At 39.7% G+C, this 24,798-nt stretch carries 18 protein-coding genes, 1 tRNA gene and 1 pseudogene; 9 read left to right on the forward strand and 11 right to left on the reverse strand.

All coding sequences use genetic code 11. The features are described 5' to 3' along the window. Window positions 1–164: 164 nt before the first annotated feature. A pseudogene (locus AAZO_RS29990) lies at window positions 165–1,129 on the forward strand (IS701 family transposase). A gap of 77 nt (window positions 1,130–1,206) precedes the next feature. Here the strand turns inward: AAZO_RS29990 and AAZO_RS11025 are convergent. Then, a complete protein-coding gene (locus AAZO_RS11025) occupies window positions 1,207–2,253 on the reverse strand; it encodes an ABC transporter permease (protein WP_013191301.1) in 1,047 nt (348 codons plus the stop codon). A gap of 87 nt (window positions 2,254–2,340) precedes the next feature. Then, window positions 2,341–2,859: an adenine phosphoribosyltransferase gene (locus AAZO_RS11030; protein ID WP_013191302.1), complete on the reverse strand. Its 519-nt coding sequence runs from the start codon at window positions 2,857–2,859 to the stop codon at window positions 2,341–2,343. 393 nt (window positions 2,860–3,252) lie between these two features. Here AAZO_RS11030 and AAZO_RS11035 point away from each other — a divergent pair, with 393 nt between their 5' ends. Beyond that, window positions 3,253–3,879, forward strand: a complete 627-nt coding sequence (locus AAZO_RS11035) for a DUF3038 domain-containing protein (RefSeq protein ID WP_013191303.1) — start codon at window positions 3,253–3,255, stop codon at window positions 3,877–3,879. Continuing rightward, window positions 3,876–5,321 (forward strand): DUF4335 domain-containing protein, encoded by a 1,446-nt coding sequence (locus tag AAZO_RS11040; protein ID WP_013191304.1) that lies wholly within the window; start codon window positions 3,876–3,878, stop codon window positions 5,319–5,321. The genes AAZO_RS11035 and AAZO_RS11040 overlap by 4 nt, the downstream gene beginning before the upstream one ends. 73 nt (window positions 5,322–5,394) lie before the next feature. Here the strand turns inward: AAZO_RS11040 and AAZO_RS11045 are convergent, their stop codons facing one another. From AAZO_RS11045 to AAZO_RS11060, 4 genes are all read right to left on the reverse strand, one after another. After that, on the reverse strand, window positions 5,395–7,668 hold the full coding sequence (locus AAZO_RS11045; RefSeq protein WP_013191305.1) for a transglycosylase domain-containing protein: 2,274 nt from the start codon (window positions 7,666–7,668) through the stop codon (window positions 5,395–5,397). Between the two features lie 400 nt (window positions 7,669–8,068). Beyond that, window positions 8,069–8,503 (reverse strand): hypothetical protein, encoded by a 435-nt coding sequence (locus AAZO_RS35295; RefSeq protein WP_013191306.1) that lies wholly within the window; start codon window positions 8,501–8,503, stop codon window positions 8,069–8,071. Window positions 8,504–9,102: 599 nt separating this feature from the next. Continuing rightward, window positions 9,103–9,576 (reverse strand): signal peptidase II, encoded by a 474-nt coding sequence (lspA, locus tag AAZO_RS11055; protein ID WP_013191307.1) that lies wholly within the window; start codon window positions 9,574–9,576, stop codon window positions 9,103–9,105. Between the two features lie 68 nt (window positions 9,577–9,644). Then, window positions 9,645–10,232 carry a biotin transporter BioY gene (locus AAZO_RS11060; protein ID WP_013191308.1) on the reverse strand — a complete coding sequence of 196 codons (588 nt, stop codon included), beginning with the start codon at window positions 10,230–10,232 and terminating at the stop codon, window positions 9,645–9,647. Window positions 10,233–10,696: 464 nt separating this feature from the next. On the opposite strand from AAZO_RS11060, the gene pstS reads away from it, so the two are divergent. From pstS to pstB, 4 genes are all read left to right on the forward strand, one after another. Further along, the gene (pstS, locus tag AAZO_RS11065) at window positions 10,697–11,875 is read left to right on the forward strand and encodes a phosphate ABC transporter substrate-binding protein PstS (RefSeq protein WP_013191310.1); all 1,179 of its coding nucleotides are present in this window, start codon (window positions 10,697–10,699) and stop codon (window positions 11,873–11,875) included. Between the two features lie 177 nt (window positions 11,876–12,052). Next, a complete protein-coding gene (pstC, locus tag AAZO_RS11070) occupies window positions 12,053–13,003 on the forward strand; it encodes a phosphate ABC transporter permease subunit PstC (RefSeq protein ID WP_013191311.1) in 951 nt (316 codons plus the stop codon). Between the two features lie 266 nt (window positions 13,004–13,269). Next, window positions 13,270–14,151 carry a phosphate ABC transporter permease PstA gene (gene pstA / locus AAZO_RS11075; RefSeq protein WP_013191312.1) on the forward strand — a complete coding sequence of 294 codons (882 nt, stop codon included), beginning with the start codon at window positions 13,270–13,272 and terminating at the stop codon, window positions 14,149–14,151. A gap of 57 nt (window positions 14,152–14,208) precedes the next feature. Beyond that, a complete protein-coding gene (pstB, locus tag AAZO_RS11080; protein ID WP_013191313.1) occupies window positions 14,209–15,015 on the forward strand; it encodes a phosphate ABC transporter ATP-binding protein PstB in 807 nt (268 codons plus the stop codon). A 789-nt stretch (window positions 15,016–15,804) separates the two neighbouring features. Here pstB and AAZO_RS11085 read toward each other — a convergent pair. The 4 genes from AAZO_RS11085 to AAZO_RS11100 form a co-directional block, all read right to left on the reverse strand. Then, a tRNA-Gly gene (locus tag AAZO_RS11085) sits at window positions 15,805–15,875 on the reverse strand. Between the two features lie 50 nt (window positions 15,876–15,925). Continuing rightward, window positions 15,926–16,441: a hypothetical protein gene (locus AAZO_RS11090; RefSeq protein WP_049790677.1), complete on the reverse strand. Its 516-nt coding sequence runs from the start codon at window positions 16,439–16,441 to the stop codon at window positions 15,926–15,928. A 25-nt stretch (window positions 16,442–16,466) separates the two neighbouring features. Beyond that, window positions 16,467–17,069 (reverse strand): hypothetical protein, encoded by a 603-nt coding sequence (locus tag AAZO_RS11095; protein WP_041639966.1) that lies wholly within the window; start codon window positions 17,067–17,069, stop codon window positions 16,467–16,469. An 83-nt stretch (window positions 17,070–17,152) separates the two neighbouring features. Then, on the reverse strand, window positions 17,153–20,695 hold the full coding sequence (locus AAZO_RS11100; RefSeq protein WP_013191314.1) for a response regulator: 3,543 nt from the start codon (window positions 20,693–20,695) through the stop codon (window positions 17,153–17,155). 1,289 nt (window positions 20,696–21,984) lie between these two features. On the opposite strand from AAZO_RS11100, the gene AAZO_RS11105 reads away from it, so the two are divergent. Both AAZO_RS11105 and AAZO_RS11110 read left to right on the forward strand, forming a co-directional pair. Continuing rightward, the gene (locus AAZO_RS11105) at window positions 21,985–22,587 is read left to right on the forward strand and encodes a GNAT family N-acetyltransferase (RefSeq protein ID WP_013191315.1); all 603 of its coding nucleotides are present in this window, start codon (window positions 21,985–21,987) and stop codon (window positions 22,585–22,587) included. Window positions 22,588–23,082: 495 nt separating this feature from the next. Then, window positions 23,083–23,640: a hypothetical protein gene (locus AAZO_RS11110; RefSeq protein WP_013191316.1), complete on the forward strand. Its 558-nt coding sequence runs from the start codon at window positions 23,083–23,085 to the stop codon at window positions 23,638–23,640. On the opposite strand, the gene AAZO_RS11115 is transcribed toward AAZO_RS11110, so the two are convergent. Then, on the reverse strand, window positions 23,641–24,789 hold the full coding sequence (locus tag AAZO_RS11115; RefSeq protein WP_013191317.1) for a histidinol-phosphate transaminase: 1,149 nt from the start codon (window positions 24,787–24,789) through the stop codon (window positions 23,641–23,643). Window positions 24,790–24,798: the final 9 nt, after the last annotated feature.

Here is a 24,798-nt window from a genome sequence, read left to right on the forward strand (position 1 = left end):
AATCGGATATGGAAAGCTTTATCAACCCATAAGAAGTAGCTGCAACAGGAAACATTATTGAAATATTCATGAGAAAATAGGTAGGAGATTGTATTAGATAAATGTTCCTGACGGTAATGAGATTTACTAAACTTGATTACTGCCAATACTTATGAAGTAGTCAAATTAATTATACAATTACTAATTTAGCAGAGCATTTAGAAAGTATTAGCCATGATGCAATTAACTATTATTTAAAAACCGAAAAGTTAACATCTCGTTTACTATAGGATAAGGTGAAAGAGGTAGTAGAACCTGATGGTAATGGGTACATCATATTTGATGATAGTGTTTTACACGAAAGATATTCTGAAGAAATAGAGATGGTGAGGAGACAATATAGTAGTAATAAACATGGCATACTTAAAGGAATTGGTGTAGTCAGTTGTGTATATGTGAATGCTAAAGTTCAAAGATTTGGGGTAATAGATTACAGCATTTTTAATGCTGATGTGGATGGTAAAACCAAGATAGACCATGTGAAAGATATGCTGCAAAACCTGGTGTATCATCAGCTTTTCCCCTTCGATACCGTTTTGATGGACACATGGTATGCAGTAAAGAGTTTCATGCTGTATATTGATAATTTAGACAAAATTTATTATTGCCCTTAAAAAAAAATCGGTTAGTTGATGATACATTTGCCAAGGAAAAATATAAACCTATTGAATTATGAGAATGGAGTACTGAAGAGTTAGAAGGTGGTAAAATTATAAAAATTAAAGGGTTTCCCGCTCAGAAAAAAGTGAGACTATTCCAGGTTGCTGTTTCTACCAACAGAACGTATTATATCGCTACTAACGATTTATCTCAAAGTTCTACGAATGTTGTACAAGAGGTGTGTAAAGTTCGTTGGGAAATCGAGGAGTTTCACCGAGAGATTAAACAAATAAGTGGCATTGGATCTTGTCAATGTCGTAAAGCTAGGCTTCAAAGAAATCATATTGCTTGTGCAATGTTGGTTTGGATTAGATTAAAGAATTTAGCCTATCAAACTGGTCAAACTGTTTATCAAATCAAGCATAGATTGCTTTCTAATTATTTAACTCAGCAACTAAAACACCCAAGTCTTCCTATGTGCTTGGTTTGAGTTCAATTGTTGCGTGCCAGGGCTACATCCCGCCCGCTATTTGTGCCAGTTCCGTAAGTCCTGCTAATGACTAATGACTAATTCAAATCTTCTAACTTAATTCTTGGATCAGCAGCTTTTAACATCAAGTCAGCAATTAAATTCCCCATAATCAATAAAACTGCACTCATCACCAAACTAGCCATTACTAAATATTGGTCTTTTGCCAATACTGCTTGTAAAGTCAACTTCCCTAAACCTGGCCAGTTGAAGAAGTTTTCTGTAATAAACGCACCACTTAATAAACCTGCTAACTCAAAACCCAATAAAGTTATTAAAGGATTGATAGCATTTCGCAAAGCATGAACATAAATTACCCGGTCTTCTGGAAGTCCTTTAGCGCGGGCAGTTTGAATATAATCTTGGCGCAAAACATCTAATAATTGACCACGCATTATCCGTTGTAACCCAGCAAAACTAGTCATGCTTAAAGCGATTAAAGGTAAGATCATATGCCAAACAATATCTAAGATCTTACCCAGCCAAGTCAGTTCAGCGTGATCAATACTAGTCATATTACCAACCGGAAACAGTGGGGTAGTAATTTGAGCTAAAAATAACAAGAACAAGGCACTAATAAAACTGGGAAAACCTTGTCCAGCATAGCTCAAGACCTGCAAAATTTTGTCAGTAGGACGATTTTGTTTAACAGCAGCGATAATACCTAAAGGAATAGCAATCGCCCATGTTGTAATTAAAGAAGTGATCGCTAACAACAACGTCGCTGGTACTCGTTCCCACAACAATGAAGATACAGAACGTTGATAAACAAAACTTGTACCAAAATCACCCCTAGTAATAATTTGCCTCAACCACAACCAAAACTGTTGCGGCCAAGACTTATCTAAACCAAATTGTCGTCGTATTTCCTCAATTCGTTCCGGCGAAATTTTCGGGTTTTGTCGCAGCGTGTCTACATAATCCCCTGGAGACAATTTCATAATAAAAAACGACAAAGCCGATGCTAGAAAAATCGTCAACAAAGCCTGCAATAATCGTTTTACCACATAAAGAGAAGTCTCATCAGTCACTAGCTTAATCAGCCAACCTCGACCCGTCTCCACGGAAATTTTTGTATTTGTCATTGGTCAGTTGTCAGTGGTCAGTTGTCAGTGGGAAAAGCCAAAAGGCAAAAGGTTATTATCTTCATGTCCCTATTACCTCATTACCTCTTAATATTCCACCAAGGAAATTATCGGTATATCTGGCAGATATTTCCGACCTTGCAAATCCCCTAGCTCGATGATAAACCCAAAACCTACAAGTTCGCAGCCAGTCTTCTGCACCAACTTAGCCGTAGCACTTGCAGTTCCACCAGTTGCAAGCAAATCATCTACAATCAAAACCTTTCTACCTGGACTTAAAGCATCCTGATGTACTTCCAAGCTATCTGTACCATACTCTAGTTCGTAATCAATACTATGAACTGCTGCTGGTAGCTTTCCTCTTTTGCGGACAGGAATAAAACCAGAACCCAATTTATAAGCCAGAGGTGCGCCAAAAATAAACCCCCGTGATTCCATACCCACAATGCAATCAGCCTGTATTTCCAATTCAATACATTTTTGTGCTAAAAAGTCAATAGTATAACGCAAACCATCTGGATCACGCAATAGGGTAGTAATATCGCGAAATAAAATTCCAGGCCTAGGAAAATCTGGTATGTCACGAATCAGAGATTTTAAATCCATAATTGGTTAGTGGTTAGTGGTTAGTTGGGAATAGCCAAAAGGCAAGAGACAAGAGTTGATGGATTTTCCCCAATCCCCAATTCCCTGAAAAATCGTACACTATAATGTCATGTCCTGAAGATTATTGCTCTATGTTTCGTCAATCATTGACAATCACCAAGAATTTAACCCAAGCTAGAGATGCATCTCCACTATTAACATAGGTAGGTAAATAGGTAAAATAAGGCTTTAAAAGTTCCATGGCAGTACAGGGAAATCTTTGAATAACCAAAGTAAATATTGTATATATTGATTGGGATGCTGGCACGACCAGAAGCCTGATTTCTGGTTTGGCTATCTATCTAAAAATTCCTTTCACTCAGTTTGTTGGAATAGCACAAGGTATTTTATAGAATGAATGTTTACGCAAGTTTAACCCCGTTCGATTCTCCAACGCATGAAGCTATGCCCATGATTCTGGACACCTTACCAGATCCAGCGATCGCTAGACAGGGATGCCCACGTAGAACCACATTGCAAATTGACCTGATGTTACTGGCAATAGAGGCCTTAGAACTTGGTGGTTCTGAAGCTATTCTTGCTTTTGCCCAAGAATTAGACCTGACAAAAATTATTAAAAACCGGGTAGATTTATGGCGAATGCGCACTTCTAACCCCTTGCGACGAGCTCATAGCCGCCGACCGTTAAGCATTCTTGAAGCCAAAGCTTTAGTAGTAATTACCTGTTACATAGCGCGGCGTTTAACAGTTGTTATCCGTCAGATTCTGGGAATATATCAGCAATTGTCAGAAAAGCAAATTCCACTAGAACAAAATTTGCGTCTAGCTAACTACCTAGAAAGATTTAGAACGCATTTTAAAAGTCGCATGAATTCCAGACGTTCTGTTTTACTAACATTAAACTCTGACGAAAAATTAGATGAACTAGCTATAGATTTATTAGCAAAATTACTATTCTGCACTGGTACAGCTGGAATGCAGCGTTTCTGGATTTCTCTTTTTGACGGTGAAGTAGAATGAATATTCAACGTAAGTACAGTCTACCTAATTGCACGCTGCTCTTAGAAGGTTTAAGTGATGTTACCATATCCACCCACTTCCAAGAACTGCGCCCAGAACTATCTATCTTGGTTAATGCAGAATGCTATTTATCTAGTTATAGTCAGCCCATAGCCGGAGGGCGGGAATTTTTTGAAAGCTTAGTCAGAGCAGTAAGCGCCTATGCTCAAGAATTTTTAAGCAATGTACCCAATCCCCAAGCACACAACCGGGAGTCCGAACTAGTAGAATTACATAAAATTGACACCAATCACCATAAATTGATTGTGCATTCTGAGATTCCCTCCGGCGGTTTAGAATCTCAAGCATCAAATGAAGGCAAACAGCCAGCCATTCAAGTTGATTTGACTACTGTACAGTTATTTGATTTAGTTGAAGCGGTAGATCAATTTTTTGCTGATAGCCAAACATTACCAGAGTTATCACTGGAACTACAACCCGTCACCAGACGCTATGGGGGTTCTAGTCAAGGCGTTTTCAAACAAGTAGTATCTGCCAGTGTGGGCATCTCCAGTTTAGCTGTTGCGGCAGTCGCTTTTAGCTTAATTCCTCCTCCCCAAGTACGTCCACCAGAACGTAAGTCAGAGGAACAGACTAGCACAACAATACCCACAGCCTCACCAACACCAACAATTGAAACTGCATCCACAGCATCACCTATAGCTTTACCGACACGAACCACATCAGCCTTAGCCTCAGTTACACCAATTATTAAAGATTTAGAAGCACTAGTAAATTCAGTTCCCGAAATTACTGACCCTTCCCAGCTCCGGGCATTAAATCGCCAAGTTTATAACCAAATTCATCCAGTGTGGAGTAATCGTTCTGAATTTAGAGAAGATTTAATCTATCGTTTGGGTGTAGCTGCTGATGGTAGTATTATCGGTTACAAAGCTGTGAACAAAGGTTCCAATGAAGCAGTAAACAAAACTCCACTGCCAAAAATACTATACAATCCTGCTACCCGCAATATTACCAAGGAACCGATCGCTCAATTCCGAGTAGTATTTACTAAACTAGGTGTCTTGGAAGTCAGTCCTTGGCGAGGATATGTCAAAACACCAGAAGTAATCGGTGAAAAAATCACAGACTCCAGTACAGTCAAAGATTTAAACCAAAAACTTTATAACACAATTCGCCAAAACTGGAGTGCTACACCAACTTTTTCCAAAGACTTGAAATATCGTGTGGCAGTAAACAAAGGTGGTGTCATCGCTGACTATGAACCACTCAACCAAGTAGCCTTTGACTTCTTCCGAGAAACACCTTTACCACAGATGTTTCAATCAGTGTACGGATCAAACCTAGCTGCTCCTAATAACAAAGAAGCACTTGCCCACTTCCAAGTAATCTTTAAGCCTAGCGGTACACTGGAAGTTCAACCCTGGGAGGGATACAGGTAACTGGGGACTCGGAACTGGGGAAGATGGGGAGGTAATTTTCCTAATGCCCAATGCCCCATACCCCATGTCCAATTTACTTAGTGATTTTCCGCATATAATTTCCCCATAACTGGGCGGCTTGGGCGCTGCTACCAGATGTGGGGTTATTATTGTCATTTCCTAACCAAATACCAGTTACAAGTTGCTGACTGGGAATAAAACCAATAAACCACAAGTCCACGTTTTTATCAGTTGTACCAGTTTTTCCCGCTTCTTCTCCCACTCCAATAGACGCGCTACGACCAGTACCCCTGGAGACTACACCCTGCATTAAACCAATCATTTTATCGGCTACATCTGTTTTCAAAACTCGTTTATTACCATCTGGATCTTGGTCAAAGGAGTAGATAACGCGGCAGGTTTTTAAATCCTTACGGTCTTCACAATCACTACTGTCTAAAATCCTGCTAATAGCATGGGGTGGATTCCACACTCCACGATTGCCAATAGCGCCAAAAGCACCAGTCATTTCCAAAACATTGACTACACTTTGACCCAGAACCAAACCAGGAACAGGATCAAGTGAAGATTTGACCCCCAAACGCTGCGCCATATCCACTACTTTATTTAGTCCCACTTCTTTGGCAACTCTTAAAGCAATGGGGTTTTCTGAGAGTGCTAAACCTGTAGCTATATCTAAACTACCACCGCCTCCAGACCGACAGGGTTTGTAGGTAAAACCTTGCCAAGTTAAAGGAGCGCAAGAATAGCTTCTGGATGATAATATTCCTTGTTCAAGTGCAGCGGTGTAAGCAAATATCTTGAAGGTGGAACCTGGTTGTCTTTGGGCTTGCACAGCACGATTGAATTGGCTTTTTTTATAATCGGTTCCCCCTACCATTGCTAAGATGCTTCCAGTTCTGGAATCTAAGGTAACAAGAGAACCTTGGGAAAACCGAAAGCTTGAACCAGCGTTACTAACTGAATTTCGCAGTGATGATTCTGCTTGAGCTTGAATTGCTGGATCTAATTGTGTTTCGATAATATAGTTGCCTTCTCTTGCTGCTCCCTCCCCTAAAATTGATTCCAATTCTTGAAAGACGTAATTATAAAAGTAAGGAGCAATTGTGTTGGCTTGTCTTTCACAAACTTTGGCGCTGACTTGAACAGTGGAACGTCTGGCTCGATTGGCATCTTCAGTGGTGATTTTGCCCATTTCCAACATCCGCTTAACAACACGATTGCGGTAATCTGCTGCTCCCAGTTTTTTGGGTCCATCTCCACAAAAATCGAAGGCGTTGGGAGCCGGTAAAATTCCTACTAAGGTTGCTGCTTCGGCAAGAGTTAATTCTTTGGCAGATTTATCAAAGTAATATTTAGCAGCATCCTCAAAGCCAGAAGTATCTCCCCCTAAAAATACTCGATTTAAGTAGGTCAGCAAAATATCATCTTTGCTATAAAAGGTTTCTAACTTCAACGAAACAACAGCCTCGCGGACTTTCCGCCCCAAGGAATCTTGTCTACCTACATATTCTCGGAATAAACTGCGGGCAACTTGCTGAGTAACTGTACTAGCTCCCTGCTGTACGTCACCTGTGCGGCTATTAATTAATACGGCTCGCAAAATTCCTAATGGGTCAATCCCAAAGTGCCAGTAATAACGACTGTCTTCTGAAGCGACTACAGCAGCAGGTAGGTAGGGACTAAAATCTGATAGTTGTTTTAGGTCTACATGAGCTATATTTCGGGGTTCTCGCAGCGGAGTAGAACCATCACGGGCATAAACAACTACAGGGGCGCGTGTGGCTGTCGGGAGGGGTCTGATAGCAAATTCCGTCCATTCCAGCCCAATTGCTAGGGCTAATAAGGCGCTGACACCGCCAACACCATAAAGTCCCAATGTTGCCGCTTTGACGTACCAGGCAGGAGGATCTACGTATTGCAGTCGAACGGAAGCGGCTAGTTCTGGGGGTCCCAAGGTGAAAACATCACCATGACGCAGTTCTAGGGAAGTGACTCGTCGCTTCCCTAGATAAATGCCGTTGGTGGAATTTTGATCTTTGATGGTGAAAGTGGGAGTCAGTTGGCTGGAATCCCGCGACAAGGATAGGTGAATTTGGCTAACAACAGGGTTACGAACGACGATATCACAGGATTTGGAACTACGGCCCAGTATATAGTGATCGCCCAATAAGGGATATATTTCCGCTTTGTCCGCCCCCGCATCTTGCACCCAGAGTTCCGGTACTTTGGCATTGGGCTTGAGCGCCAGTTTGGAAAAATCAACCCTAGCTTGAATTGTGTTTACTGCTTGTGTCACTTGACCAAGTAAGGTTTGTGGGTTTTGAGGCGGTTGCGGGGAACTCATCGAGTATATCACATCACAGCTGTTAGTTAAGAGAAAATATCGCCCATCGTAATTTTAATGCTAGTCTGACACCATTTTACTCACAAGCCAGAAATAAATTCTTTGTACTGGAATTTTATAGTGATTGCTTATACGATAGTGTTTCTGGTATTTAAACTTTAGATGTGACCTCTAACACCAGTTTAAAAGTACAAAAATTATTGTTAATCTCATCAAATCCTGATTCTCTTGACTATTAAGTAGTCATACAAGTTTAACTTCTATATCTACTTTTGTATGGTTGAAAACAATTCTCAAATTTACAAAAGATTTAAATATTACAGCGACGAAATTCCTATACTAGTAAATAGAAAATTTTACATCTACATTCAGGCAGATTTTGTTTAATAAATAGTTTGATTTAATTAGCGAAGTGTTCCGTTGACCTTGAGGTTAATTTCAGAATGAAGGGAAAATCTCTGACCCTGATTGGTACAGTCATAATGTTGGTACTTACCACCAATGTTGCTATGGCTGAATCTAGTAAATCCCTGCTCTCCGAATCGAGTGACTCATCTATTAGTTCACCAACGGAAATTAAAATGTCCCCAGAAGGGATGGGAATTCTCTGCAAACATTTCCCCCTTAATTCACGTTGTCCAGGTGGTACACCGATTAATGCTAATGTTCCTGTTTCTCCTGCATCTGTAAAAACTACTCCTGTAGAAAGTTCTACTACTCCCAGCAGTACAAAAGATTCAGCAGTGTCATCTCCTGTTCCTGACAATTCCAACCAGTCAACACCACTACCAGAAGCTTCTTCTGTTGAACCTGGTAATTCAGATAAAACTAACACTGAAAAAGGTACAAATTCTTCTCAGCAAGTTCCCGCAACTATATTACCACACACTTCTCCATCTGGTACTTAACTGTGATATCTAGTCCGGTTTAATACTTACAGCACGGAACAGGTAATAAGGTTATAAGGTTATGGGGAATAGGGTTGAAAATCTTTTGGTATATGGCTTTGTTTTTCAATTTTATACCTTCAGGAACCTCCAATGTACTGTGGAAATATAAGCTTGGACTGGTAATTGATAATTGATAATTGGTGAAACTAATTACTAACTAGACCAAATTTATGGTAAGAAATTAGCCGGACTTGATATTTAGTTGTTTTCAGTAGTATGAAGCTTAACAGCAGTCAGCAGTAATACTACTTTAACAGTTAATTAACAGATTATCAAAACATTACGACTAAAATCATCTCTATCACTGAATCAATGGATTTTTGTATTGCAAGAATACCTTTCTTTCAGGGATGGAGATTTTAAATTTTTGGCATTACGTGAAGAAGCTACAGCAGGAATCACGAGTAAGGAGTTCTGTATTGACCGAAAACAGGGTATGGGGTGTAGGAAAAGAAAGTTTGTCCCACACCCTACATGACTTTTATCATCTATAACTAGAAGAAGTTGGTGTTTTTGGGAAGGAAGCAATTAAGATACAAACAATACCAATACTAATAAAAGAATCAGCCACATTAAATACAGCAAAGTTAATTAGGCGAAAATCGAGAAAATCAACAACATAGCCTAAGAAAAATCTATCAATACCATTACCCATAGCTCCACTTAAAATGAAACCATAACCTAACTGCTCCGACAAGCTTAAAACAGGGCCAAAGGATGCGATCGCTATTAATACCAAACTCACACCCAAGGATAACCAGCGCAACCACTCTACTTTTCCACTTAACAAACTAAAAGCTGCTCCAGTGTTTGTAACATAGGTAAAGTGAAATACTCCTGGTAGCAGTGGGAGTGTTTGTCCTAAAACAAAGGTTTTCATTACCCAATATTTTGTTAATTGGTCTATCACAAAAGTGACGCAGGCAAGAATCCAAAAGAGGCGATTTTTTAAACGCATGGGAAATTAGTCAATTAGTCAATTAGTCTAGTCAATTAGTCATTGGTCGTTTGACAACTGACGATTCACTAATAGAACATTATATGTCGTAGTACATAAGCTACTATAGTGACAGCACAAACTACAACTAGTTGTCCTGGTAATGACAACCAGGAATATTTAAGGATGGCTTGGATTAAAGGTAGATTTTCTCCAACTCTCCAAGGGAAAAGATAACTGATCATCAAGTAAGCTATGCCACAAATGTGTACAGTGAACAAGCCACACAAACAGCTAAAAGCCAATGTTTCTATACGAGGTCTAGCTTTAAAGGCAAAATAGCCACAAATCCAAGCTCCCGGAATAAAGCCGAGCAAATAGCCAAACTGAGATAGCTTAACATAACCCATACCCCCTCCTTCGGCAAATACAGGTAATAATGTTAATCCCATGACTAAATAAGCAATTTGGGAAAGCCCACCAGCATTTTTGCCTCCTAAACAACCCACCAACAGCACCGCACCGATTTGATAACTAACACCTAATGAAAAGGTTTTAATTCCTTGCTGACTCCAATTCCAAGGTAAGGTAGTGCCATAGGCTTCTAGGAACGTGCCACCCATTGTTAGGAGTAAGCCAATCATGGACCATAGTAATTGATTGGAAGCAGCAAACATTTATTAGGCAACAGGGAAAAGGCCAAAGGTAACACTAACAGCAACCAGTATAAGCGAAGGATGAAAAGTCAGGTAGAGATGCTTGTTTTCTAGGGTTATAAGGGTTATAGGGGCAATTAGCTATAGAATCTATGACCAATAATTCCCTCATGCTACAAGCTCCTCGATTTATCCTTGGCATCTATCAATCCGAAATCCAAAATCCACAATTCGGAACACCCTCTGGTTAAGGTGGAAATTATACTACGTTCTGTCCTTAATTTTCAGTAAATCACAAACTCTATATCAAGGGAGTTTTAATCCTGTTTTCTGCTGTATTTTTCAGTCTAGTATGGCATCAATTTTCACGGCTTCTGAGTAATAATACAGGATTCTTGGCTTGTTAACCTTTTATTTACCTGAGATTAAACATTGAGAGGTATGTTAGAGGCGCTCATCTGGCAACCTACAAAATTTGGACAGCAATGCTATTACGTAATATTTCTGGTAAGAATACTCGCATAAAAAATTTAATTTCCATATTAACACTGACACTAGGTTTAGCTGCTTGTGGTGGTGGTTCAAACCCTAACAATGCTGCTACAAATGAAACTACAGGAAGGACTCAAAATACTACCGATTCTAGCCCTGCTAAATTGGAGTTGGGTGGAAGTGTTACCTTAACTGGTGCTGGTGCATCTTTTCCTGTACCACTTTACCAAACTTGGTTTGCTGAGTTGAACAAAAAGTATCCAAGTTTGCAAGTGAACTATCAATCAGTAGGTAGCGGTGCTGGGGTTGAGCAATTTACTAAAGGTACTGTGGATTTTGGTGCTAGTGATGTGGCAATGAAGGATGAAGAAATTGCCAAAATACCACAAAATAAGGGTGTACTTTTACTGCCTGTAACAGCTGGTAGCATTGTTCTAGCATACAACTTGCCGGATGTTCCTGCTCTGAAACTACCACGATCTGTTTATGCTGATATTCTACTGGGTAAAGTTAAGTCTTGGAATGATCCGGCGATCGCAAAGGCTAACCCTGAAGCCAAGTTACCCAATTTGCCCATAGCTGTTGTGTATCGTGCTGATGGCAGCGGTACTACAGGTGTATTCTCAAAACATCTCAGCGCCATTAGTCGAGAATGGAAAACTAAAGTTGGTGATGGCAAAAGTGTAAAATGGCCAGTGGGAGTTGGTGGTAAAGGTAATGAAGGTGTTACTGCCCAAATCCAACAAACTCAAGGTGCAATTGGTTACATAGAATATGGCTACGCTAAACAAAGTAACTTGAAAATTGCTGCTTTGGAAAATAAGAGTGGTAAGTTTATTACGGCAAATGAAGAATCAGCATCTAAAACTTTAGAGGCTGTAACCTTACCAGAAAATCTCCGCGCTTTCATTTCCGATCCAGAAGGTGCAGATTCTTACCCTGTTGTCACGTATACTTGGATTCTAGCCCATAAAAAATATCCTGATGCAGTAAAAGCAAAAGCTATGGAAGCAGCGATCGAGTATGCTTTAACTGATGGTCAAAAGCTCGCTGGTGAATTAGGCTATGTTCCTCTACCAGCAAATGTGATTGCTAAGGTGGCTTCATCTGCTGACCAAATCAGTCCTGATTATAAAATTGCAGTTGCTGCTGCTACTAGTGGCACTAAGTAATATCACAGTGGCACTTAGCTGCAAAATTCAAATATTAGGTTATCCACATTTCTGAATTAATCAGTTGGGAACCCTGATTAGTTACTGTATCAGAAGCAAAAAATGCAGTAGTAAGAATTTAAGTAAGTCTGGTTCCCTAATCTATTTTTTGTGATTTTATTTTTACAGTCAGTATTCATGACCACCAATTTTCAGAATCTGCCTTCAAGAATTAAAAAACGCTCTGAACTTGACAAATCTCTAGATCGGAGCTTCATTTGGTTAACACGGATTTTTGCTCTAGCGATCGCTGGTACTCTATTATGGATTGCTTTACAAGTGACTATTGGCGCTTGGCCTGCTATCCAAGAATTTGGTGTGAGCTTTTTATTTAAAAGCAGTTGGAATCCCGTTAACGATGAATATGGAGTATTGCCAGCAGTATATGGAACTATAATCAGTTCCTTTATTGGATTGTTATTAGCTATGCCTATAGGCGTTGGTACAGCTATTTTATTAAGTGAGAATTTTCTCCCCTCTCAGGTGCGTTTGGTATTGGTCTTTTTGGTAGAACTATTAGCTGCTATTCCCAGTGTTGTCTATGGTGTATGGGGCATTTTTGTCTTAATCCCGATTTTAAATGATTTGGGAAAATGGCTACATAGTTATCTGGCCTGGATACCACTTTTTAGTTCTGCACCGACAGGTCCCGGAATGTTACCCGCAGGAGTGATATTAGCAATTATGACTTTGCCAATTATCACTGCCATATCCCGCGATGCTTTAATCTCCCTTCCCCCTAGTTTACGACAAGCATCTGTGGGACTGGGAGCAACCCGTTGGGAAACAATTTTTCAAGTTCTGATTCCTGCTGCTTTTTCTGGCATTGTCAGCGCCGTCATGTTAGCACTTGGCCGAGCAATGGGTGAAACTATGGCTGTCACCATGTTAATTGGTAATTCTAACAGCATTAGTTTTTCCTTGTTGGCTCCGTCAAATACCATTTCTTCACTACTAGCTAATCAATTTTCTGAAGCTAGTGGTTTGCAAGTAGCAGCTTTAATGTATGCCGCTTTAGTGCTGTTTATCTTGACACTAGTAGTCAATATTCTGGCTGAGTGTATCGTTCTCCGGGTGAAGCGTTTGTAGTTAGGGCAGTTGGATAATTAAGAAACGCTCAACTTCTCAAATCCCTATATATAGAAGGGTGAGCAAAAGCTGACTGCTAACTGCCACATTAGTTTGAATTATGACTAGTAATTCCTTAATGGTACAAGCCCACAAATTAAACCGTATAATCAAGCCGAAATCTTTCAATTAAGGCTTACGAACGAACGTCAAAAATTCTCAAGCCTCGGATTTATCCGTGGGGTCAATCGAAAATTTAAAATCCAAAATCCAAAATCCAAAATCGGATGACTTCTCATTTTCCCCAAAGCAGCTTGACTCGCTCCCCTTATTCTCCCCGCACCTTGTTGAATACGGTAATGACCGTTTTGGCATTTTTCTGTGGAGTATTGGCGCTAGTTCCTTTGTTAGCTGTGCTTTCTTATGTACTGTTTAAAGGGTTTAGCAGTCTGAGTCTAGATGTATTTACCCAACTACCTCCAGCACCTTTCCGACAGGGTGGAGGCTTTGGTAATGCTATTTTGGGAACATTACTCATGGTTGGTATTGGTGCTTTGATCAGTATCCCTACTGGAGTATTAACAGCTATATATTTGACAGAGTTTAGCTCTGGTAAAATTGCTCGCTGGGTACGCTTTGCCACTAATGTCCTGAGTGGAGTTCCCTCAATTATTGCTGGTGTATTTGCCTACGGGATTGTGGTTTTGACATTAGTAAACCTGAAGTTAGGATCTTACTCAGCTTTAGGTGGTGGGTTTGCCTTGGCGATTTTGATGTTACCTACTATTGTGCGAACCACAGACGAAGCTTTACAGTTGGTTTCCCAAGATTTACGACAAGCTTCGGTGGGGTTAGGGGCTACTAAATTGCAAACCGTTACACAGGTAGTTTTACCAGCTGCCTTACCTGCAATTGTAACTGGTTCTACTTTAGCAATCGCCAGAGCATCTGGAGAAACTGCACCTTTACTATTTACGGCGCTTTTTTCCTCTTTTTGGCCTAATGGTTTACTTAAACCTACGGCTTCTCTCGCTGTTTTAGTTTACAACTTTGCAATTTCACCATTTAAAAATTGGCAGTCATTGGCTTGGGCTGCTTCTTTAATTTTAGTTTTGATGGTTCTAATTACAACTATCATCGCTCGCTGGGCAACCAGGCAAAAAGCTTAACAATATTCCATCAACAGAATACATCAATCATCTTTACAATTTATCCCTAAACTATTTATGGCTATTAACGCTAGTACAATGAATGGGACACAAGTGGTTTTACGTACAGAAGACCTCAACATCTACTACGGTAACTTTTTAGCTGTACAAAATATTTGGCTAGATATCCCCAAAAATCAGGTTACAGCTTTTATTGGACCGTCTGGTTGTGGTAAAAGTACATTACTGCGCTGCTATAATCGTCTTAATGACTTGATTGAAACATTTCGCGCTGAAGGGAAGGTTTTTTTTGGCGATCATAATTTGTATGCACCACATATTGATCCAGTAGAAGTACGTCGTCGGATTGGTATGGTCTTTCAAAGACCATACCCTTTTCCAAAATCAATCAAAGAAAATATCGCTTTTGGTGTCAGAATTAATGGCTATAAAGGCAACATGGACGAATTGGTAGAAAGGAGTTTGCGACAAGCAGCTTTGTGGGATGAAGTTAAAGATAAACTGAACCAAAGTGGTTTATCCCTATCTGGTGGACAACAACAACGGTTATGTATTGCCAGAGCGATTGCAGTTCAACCAGAAGTTATACTCATGGATGAACCATGTTCTGCGCTTGATCCTATTTCCACTTTGCGGGTTGAAGAAATGATTCACGAACTCAAAGAACAATACACTATTGTTATCGTTACCCACAATATGCAACAAGCAGCACGGGTTGCTGATAAAACAGCATTTTTTAACGTCAAAACCTCAGAGAAAGGTGGACGTACAGGATATTTAGTAGAATACGCACCGACAGAATTAATTTTCAACAATCCACAACAAGAAGACACAAAAGCTTACATCAGCGGTAGATTTGGGTAAATATAAAGAGTTGAGGGGGTGACAATAACCATCAAAGTATTACCCTTAGAGGGTTTCAAACAACAGACCCTCTGAAAAAGAAAGGTTCCTATTGACAAGAGTGTGCGGTTATTAGATGGCTATCTATGGGGTGCAGTTTGATGGTAAAGAAGAATGGTCTCATCAAAATAACAAGACCACAAAAATAAATGCTACCGTCCCTAAGTACAATTCCAATTTATCCGGGATGTCGCAGATTGTATCAAAACGTCAATCTCACACAAAATAATCAAGGTTTTGGTCGTTGTAATTTAGTGGTTTATTCGAAATGGAAATATCGCCGTAGGTAAGAACCAGAACGTTAGTATTGATCAACTAATCTGCCAGATCTATCAACAGCAGTCAAAATATATTGTCAAAGTTGTGGAATTGAAGCTATCTCTTTTAAAAACTGTAAAACTGGGGGTTATAACTTAGACAGTTCTCAAGATTCTCCCGATAGACTTGTATGCCTTATTTTATTGATTGCTTTGGCAATGACTTCTGCATGGTTACAAGGTCAAGAAACTTGATTTACAAGAAAAACAATCTTATGTTTGTCCTCCTTGTGAAAATCAAAGAACTAGAAGAAGACACAGTGCTTTTTGGATAGATCTATACGGTTCTAGTTGGATACTTTCTATATTTCTTGACCAGATAAACTCAGTATAAATTCAGTATATTCGATCTCAGCAGAAGTGCAAATAAACCCTGCCTAAGATGAAAACCGTAGTTTTTCTTCATCAGGGTCAAGATTCGCTTTTACCGATAAGCGGGTGGCGGGAATCGAACCCGCATTATTAGCTTGGAAGGCTAAAGTTTTACCACTAAACTACACCCGCAAATTTCTAGATGCTTCAATATAGCATAGCCTTACCTAAATTACAAGCCTTTATTGAGAATTTATTGGCTCAATTCTAATCCGCAAATATAAATTACTCAATTCTGGTCGTGAACTATCCTCATTATAGGCACCTACAAAACTCTCTTGCTTGAAGATTTTATTTAGTGCTTGTTCATATATGCTAGTTTCACTGCTTAGTATTGTCGGTTCGATATTAATAACCATTGCTTGTTGAAAGTTGCCATTTTTATCAATCACCAAACTAGCAAGTATATTTGCTTCTTTCAGACCAGAATCGTTGGGGAGAAGAGTAATTTCTAATTCTTTGGTGCGACTACCTTGGTATTCTGCCAGAACATCAGGTAAACCATCAACTCTTAATTTCTTTTCTTGTATTAATTGATTTACTTCATCCTTCAGTATAGGGTCAACACTAGCTAATACACCTCCTGCTTTTGAAGTTGGTGAGTCTTCTGGAATTGAAGTTGGTGAATTTTCTGGAGTTGAAGTTGGAGAACCTGGGGACAAACCACCTGGTAATATAGTTCCCTTTCCTAACCTCACTTCTTCACGACGATTCCAGGGAAGTTCACCTAATGGAATTTGTGTTTCCGTTGGTGTAGATGTTTCTGTTGGTGTAGATGTTTCTGTTGGTGTAGATGTTTCTGTTGGTGTAGATGTTTCTGTTGGTGTAGATGTTTCTGTTGGTGTAGATGTTTCTGTTGGTGTAGATGTTTCTGTTGGTGTAGATGTTTCTGTTGGTGTAGATGTTTTCTGTTGGTGTAGATGTTTCTGTTGGTGTAGATGTGGAGTTTACAGGTTGATCATTAAACTCAGAATTAATAACACCATCTTCTGGTTTTTCAGTAGTTGTTGGCCCAGTTTTTGCTAAAGATGTTATTACAGGCTTTTGAGTTGAAGAGGAAAGTTTTGGTGTAACAGTTGTTGTAGCTGTTGATTGTTTTTGTGATTTTAGTTGAGGTGAAATATCTATCAAATCAACAGCAATCTCGGCTTGATGAGAATGGGGAATCCAAGGTTTAAATTCATCAGATGAGCGTAAAAACCAAAATACTAATAAATGTAGAGAAATTGAACTTATAAATACAGTAATCCATAAAAAAGGTGGATCAGTATGTCTCTTCGAGCTTGGTGCGGCAAATAGGGATTTATCTGTCACTGAGGGTTTCATTCTTAAATTTAAGACTGGATATCACTTAGCAATTTTATTAAGCTAACTGTTTATGCTTCTCCAGTATGAATTTTAGTTATTAGCTATGTAACTGGTTCTGGTGTGACTACAAATGTGAGAACTGTTTCATCTATTCCTTTAAGTTCTAAGGGACTACCTTTAGTAATTTCTTCTTCCTGCAAATAATCTGCCACTGCCGCAGAAACCAATATATTACCAGGTACAGCAGCAGCTTGCAACCTAGCTGCAATATTCACACTAGGACCAATAGCTGTATAGTCAGCACGTTCATCACTGCCAAACATCCCCACAACTGCTGTACCTTGATGGATGCCACAGCGGAACTGCACGCCTTTGCGCCCATCAGTCTCAAATATACCTTGTTCTAGCCAACGCCTATTTAAATGAATTAGTGCGTGTTGCATTCCTCTGGCACTATTTATAGCACGACGTACTTGTTCATTCGGAGTTAGTTCTTCTGGCGCTCCATACAAGGCTAAGATAGCATCTCCCATAAATTTATCGACAGTACCCCCATTGTTAAAAATAACTTTGGTCATGGTTTCTAAATATTCATTTAGCACTTCTGCGACTTTTCGGGATCTGAGAGTATTGGATAGCTGGGTAAACCCAACAATGTCACTAAACAAAACTGTAACTAAGCGGGGTTCTGGCCGTAAATCTAGCGACAAACTACCAGATGCAGCTTTCTTTACCAGTGCTGATGGCAAAAAGCGTTTGAGTACCGATTCTGTTAGGTAGGTGTTTAATTCCAAGACTCGTTTTTCGTTTTCCTTCAGGGCTAAAAGATTCCTCACCTCTGCAAGAAGTTCCCGATCATTAAATGGTTTACCTAAATAAGCATCAGCACCATGTTCTATTCCTTCAATACGAGTCTCTTCATCAACTTTTGCAGTCAGTAGAATAATAGGTATGCCTCGGACTTGATCTTGGCTACGGATCATTTGAATCATTTCTATTCCCGTCAGCAAGGGCATCATTAAGTCAGTGATGATTAAATCAGGACGAACACCTTGTGCTATATTGTAGCCTTCATATCCGTTGCGAGCGGTAATTATCTGATAGCCGCTGTGAGCGAGAATTTCGGCTACATAAGAACGCATATCTGGGTTATCATCCACCACTAGGACTGATTGCCCGATTATTGGGGTAGGATTAACTGTGCTATTAGAGTCTGTGGGTTGTAAATTACTGGATAATTTTCTGGTAATAAATTCTGTGTTTTCTAATGTTGATTCCAACTGTTCTAAACCGGCTAATTCCACAGTGGCACGACTTGTATTCAGTTCACTGGGTGTTTCTAGTACCTGTTTTTGAGGTAAGTGATCTGCGCCTGTCAGCAACCGTAAGGTAAACTGAGTGCCTTTTCCATAAACTGATTGTACCGAGACTTCGCCACCGTGTAGCTCTACTAATTCTTTAACTAGGGATAAACCCAAGCCACTGCCTTCATAGGTACGGTTTTCTAAGCCTTCTGCTTGACGAAATCTCTCAAATAAGTGGGGAATTTGTTCAGGAAGAATACCAATTCCTGTATCTTGGATTTGCAATATACAGCTATTCCCGTCATTGAAAAGTTTAACGCTGATTTTTCCTCCGTCGGGAGTAAATTTCATGGCGTTTGACAAGAGGTTGTAAAGCACTTTGTCAAATTTTTCCATGTCTAGGTAGACTATGGGACATTCTAGTAAATCGGTGACAACTTCCAGCCCTTTTTTCTCGCAGTAGATACGAAATGATTCAACTATTTGGCTGACAAATTCGAGCATATCACAAGGACGGAAATTAGGCTGCATTCTGCCTGCATCTAAGCGTTGTAAATCGAGTAGTTGATTTACTAGTCGCAAAAGACGGCGGGAATTACGAAGCGCGATCTCACTTTGGCCATGGGATAAGCCTTCTCCTATTGCCACTACTGATTCTAAGGGACCTTGAATCAAAGTGATAGGAGTCCGAAATTCATGGGAGATATTTTGGAAAAATTCGGTTTTTTGTCTGTCTAGTTCTATTAGGCATTCCGCCTGTTCACGAGTTTTTTGATACAGGCGTGATTGTTGAACTGCAATCGCCGCTTGGGCAGCTACTGATTTGGCTAATTCAATCTCTGATGGCAGCCATCGACGGATTTTATTACCTTCTCGTAAAGTAATACTACCAATACATTTGCCATCAATCAGCAGGGGAACAACCATGAGTGATCGCGGGCGCATTTTCAGTGGTAAATCAAACGCCTGCACATCTGAGGAAGAGTGATTAATATCAGTAATAACGACAGGCTCTTGTGTTCTTAATATTTCCTGTAAAATCGGATTTCTCTGAACTGGCGATTGAGACCGAGATAAGTGTTGATTTAAGGAGCGATTATTATTACTAAAGCGACTATCCTCAAAATTATCTAAATTTTTAGAACTGTCATACAAGCCTACACATTCGACAAATTCATCTTCCTGAGTCCATAAAGACAAAACACAGCCATCCACTTGTAAAGCTTGTCCCAATCTTTGGGTTATGGCTGCAAATATATCTTGTGGGTCTAAACTAGAACGAATCTCTCTCGTAATTGTATTAATTAAAGCTTCTCTATTTGCCAAAGCTTCTAATTGCTCATAAGCATACGCCTGAGACAAAGCTAAAGCAGCCTGATCCGCTACCAATGATACTAACTGAACCTCTTCTTCTTCCCACCAACGCCCTTGGTGACATTGATGTAGGGCTAACACTGCACTGAGTTCTTGTTGACAAATAAGCGGCACGACCAAGGTAGAACAAATATTAGCAGCACTAAAAGCCGCAGCGCGTTCAGCATCATCTTGGATACGATGATCACCAGTCACATCATAAATCACTTCTACTTGACTAGCTTCCCACACTGTCTGAGCTAAAAGAGGTACAGGAGTGATAGGTTCGAGATTGTCAGATAGAGGCTTATCATCAGATTGAGATGTTTGAGGATCACTATCTGCATGACTAGATATATTTTGTTTTTGATCAGAATCTGAAGTAGGTTTTTGATAAATAAATCCTTCATCTGCCAATTGGTCATCTTGGAAGGGACGCAACAGGCAAACATCTACCTCCAACATATGCCCAACTGTATCGACGATGGTTTGTAATATCTGGCGATAGTCTAAGGCACTACGAATGGTATTAGTGACAGCATTAAGCAGGGATTCTCGACGGAGTGTGCGAGTGAGTTCACGGGTTCTGGCTTTAAGAACATTATGTGTATCCAAAGCCTGTCTTACTACAGCTTTAAGTTCTTCAGCTTCCCAAGGTTTAGTAACATATTTAAATACTTTGCCAGAGTTAATAGCTTCCACCAAATCTTCTACATCAGTGTAGCCGGTTAAAATAATACGGATGATATCTGGGTACTGGGTTGCTGTGAGACTTAAAAATTCTGTACCGCTCATCATTGGCATTCGCTGATCTGAGATGATCACGGCTATGTCTCCCTCTTGTGCCAACAATTCCAGCGCCGCAGGACCAGAGTTAGCCCTCAGCACTTGATACTCGCGATAGAAGCTGCGGTAAAGCAAGTCTAGGTTGTCTGGTTCATCATCGACGACCAAAATTTTCGGCTTACTGTTTGCTTGTGATATCATGTACCGCTTTCCTACTGCAATGGCAGTTGGGTAAAGAATAATCTGATCAGGTCAATATTTTTCTGAATCAGGTAAGGTTCGACCATTTCGACCAATAGTTGTTGGAACAGATGACTGCTAGGTATAAGAGTGCCAGCTCTTTTAACGCGGTCATTTGTACTATTTTTCCGTTTCTCTCTTCATCCTTGTCCTATCGTCATTAAGACGTTGTCTTCGACAAAATGCTCAATTCAAGACATAATCTTTGACTTTATTTGATGTTGTGATCGCCCTTCATGACATCGATAGCTTCAAGCCCTAATTTGGTAATTTAGAGAGGCAGTGGGTTTCAGCCCTTGATTCAGTAGTTCATTTGTTCGCATTGAAAGACCTGGTATAAGAGTGCTTAGTCACTACGAATTTCGGATGTATGTTGGGTGTAGTCAATATGAAATCCAAATATTTCTTGACTTTGAGTGAATAAATTCTTTACCACCTCCTTTTATAACCTTTTTAGACTACATAACGCCCTCTCATTTTGATAAAACAGCACCAAGAACCTGTCTATTCAGTTTTCCCATCCCAGCGGTTGTACTAACACTTCCATGTTAATTTTATTTAACGTGATTATGGTGGAGTTATGAATAAGACATATAATAGTCACATTTCCAGTTAAAGTATACTATTAAACAAGTAGCTGTTTCAAACTTAGGCATTAAAACTAATACTCAGACAGGTCGTAGTGTCAGGGAAATCAAGAATTGAAGATTGAGTAGGGCTAGAGATTCTTATACCAATACCTATGATAGACCACTGATATAACGAGCCTTTTATACCACAATTTGGAATATTTGAACACCTGATTTGAGCATCATTGTCATTGGACAAGTATTTGATGTTTCTACTACACTGTTAGTATTCATGCCAGGTACGTCACTATCAACTGGTTGTTTATCTTCATTGTCGTAATACCTTGATCCCTCTTAAGTATCTACGGTGTACACACAAGTGAGCGAATTTAGCCAAGCCCTCACCGAACCGCCCCCTAACCCCCAATTCTGGGAGGACAAGAATTTTCGAAGTTCCTCATCATTGGGGGATTTAGGGGGGCGAAATAGGCTGAAACGAAAACAGTTAAGACTTGTGTGTACATGGTAGCTTAAGCATGGGAAATAAAAAACATGTAACCTAAAAGCAGTAACCTTTGTCCCATCAGTGCCAAATTATCGCTGATGCCTTCGACACTGGTGACAAAAGTATACTAAAGGAAATTATCTTTTCAATCAAATTCAACCTATAACTAACTAGCTTTGAAATTCTGGTTTTTTCACCCACACTACCAACACTCTGTTACAGATACGAGCATTCCTGATTCTGGACAAATCCAAATCCGTGTAGCTACATCTGCTGATTTGTATAGTATTGCCCAAATAATTGCTGAAAGCTTTCATTCCCGAAAAGGGTTGTGGGGGTGGGCGTTCCCTTTATTCCGTTTGGGTATCTATGAAGATTTAAGGCATCGTCTAGCTTCAAGGATACCTCATCAGGTTTGTCTGGTGGCTATTGATAACAGTATTAGTGGAACTAATCAAGTATTAGGAACGGTTGAACTGAGTGTACGTTTCAGCGATTCCTGGGCAAATTTTCACAGGAGTTTTCCTTATTTATCCAATTTAGCTGTTGATCCAAAATATCGTAGATATGGATTGGGTTCCAGTTTACTCACTAGCTGTGAACAAGTTTGCCAAGATTGGGGATTTCATGATTTATATCTCCATGTCTTGGAAAATAACCATCAGGCCAGAAAACTCTATTTTAAACTTGGATATCGAGTGCATGAAATTGAATCTGATTGGAATAAATTTTTTTTTAATCCTTCACGGCAGATTTTTATGCATAAACGTTTGAAATAATTAATGGTACCGCCTGGCGGAATTAAAAATGAAGAATAGCTATAGCATCAGTTTTTTAGAGATTTAGAATGGTTGGTTTATTCCTGCTTTGGTGTAAAGATAAGTTTAAGTAACTGATTAAACACATAGTAATTTGTCTAAAATATATCCGATTAGTATTTTCCTTCTCCTTTGCTGAGGGTTGATATGTGATTACTGTCGATGGATTGAGAATGATGGTGTTCCTCATATTAACTTCTTATTGCAGATTTTATCTTTATGAAAACTTTAAGAAAGAGCCGGATATGTTGGAGACAAATATGAGCAAATCCCATAGAATATGATCACTAATTGTGTTGAACCAAAATTTATTTATCTAGTCATAAATTTAGTTAGGGTTTTTCCCAAATTTTTGAATATACTATCAACATCACAGCTTTGATGTAATTAAACAGCTAGTTTATGAACATATTGAAGTGCATAGTCTTACCGCTCTAGTCAAAAGTTTGAAAAAACATGGATAGCGAACAACGCCAACGCTATCAGGCTGCTATAGTATCAACTTATTATTGCCCTGAAACTGGTTTCTTGGACAATCCTGCCATGCGAGATGGAACTAAGCGATCGCAAAGACCAGATATTCTTGCGTCGCTGCATAATAGAGAAGTTTTCATCGTGAATAGTCGCAAGCGGAATGGGTTAATACTGTTCAAACGCTATCATGCAGAGTTTGCCGGGCCAGGAGCGGTGGTAGGTGGAGACTATGATAGTGATTGTCAATGTGTAATATCTATAGGCAATCTGTCCTTATTAACTCCTGAAGCTCATGATGATCGTCAAAAGGCTTATCTAATCAGAAGACAATGGATTCGCTTAATTAAACAAATTACAGAAAATTCTGTTTCTAGTCAGAGAGTACAGAAAATTCTCGATCAATTTGAACAGTATTTTCCTCCAGAAGTTGTTGCGGAACTGCCAGATGTGGCCTTTGCCATGTTGGTAGGTGTCCTGCCACAAACTGTGTCAATAGTGCGACATTTTGGCAGTGATTTAGATGATGCTTTTGATGAATAGTTAATATTCCAAGTTTTCTAAAGCAATTTGCAATCGCTTGAGGGTACGAGTGTTTTCTGTCGGTGTGCCTATAGTAATTCGCAATCCCCCAGGAAGTAATCTGATCAGAGTACCTTCACTTTTGAGTGTTTGGTTGAGGCTTTTTAAAGCAACTTCTGTAGATTGCAAAGCATTTGGTTTGAGACGGAGGTAAATGAAATTAGTGTCACTGGCTCTAATTTCCAAGGCTGGATGTGGGGATAAAGCAGCAATAAGTTGACTTCTTTCACTCAGGGTTTCCGGAATAGAACTAAGCAAAAGTTGGTGATTTTGTAAAGCAATTAAAGCAGCAGTAATTGAGAAACGTGGTACATTGTAAGGGAGACGGACTTTTTCTAAGATGGAGATTGCATCAGGATGACCGACACAATAACCTACTCGCATGGCTGCTAACCGAAAAGCTTTAGAAAAAGTCCGCAACACGACCCAGTTTGGATGTTGTGCTAATTCCCCAACTAAGGTAGTTTGACTAAATTCAAAGTAAGCTTCATCAATAACTACCAAAATCTCTTCTGGTAGACTTTTCAACCATGTCAATTCTGCCGCAGTTAAGCAATTAGCAGTTGGGGAATTGGGGTGAACGACGAAAACCACACGAATAGGAGGATTTTGAGTTTCTTCCAGAGCAGATTGTGCAGCTTTTAAATCTATTTCAAAATTGCTTTCATCTCTACCCACACTTACCACAGGAATACCCAAAGTTTGCGCCAAAATTGCGTACATGGAAAAAGTGGGGTTGGCAACTAAAACAGAACCTTCACCCCCCAAACAAGTGGCGATTAATAAAGAACGAATCAGTTCATCTGAACCATTACCAACGGAAATATTAGCCGTAGTCACAGCACAGGATGAATACCTAGCGGACTCATTGACATATTGAGCGATTGCTTCTTTTAGTGTTTCATGTTCACCATCAGGATAACGATTGCTTTCGATAATTTGTTGAAAAGTCCACGCTAACTGTTCTTTTATTTCTGGTGGCAAATCATAAGAACTTTCATTGGTATCCAGCCGATCGAATTGTATAGCAAGTGGTTCTGTCGAATTACTACTAGGGTGAGGTTTATAAGCAGTAAGTTGAGCTAAATCGGAACGAATAAATGGAAGCATAATTTGTCA

Origin of the sequence: 'Nostoc azollae' 0708 (assembly GCF_000196515.1) — a bacterium.
GTDB lineage: Bacteria > Cyanobacteriota > Cyanobacteriia > Cyanobacteriales > Nostocaceae > Trichormus_B > Trichormus_B azollae.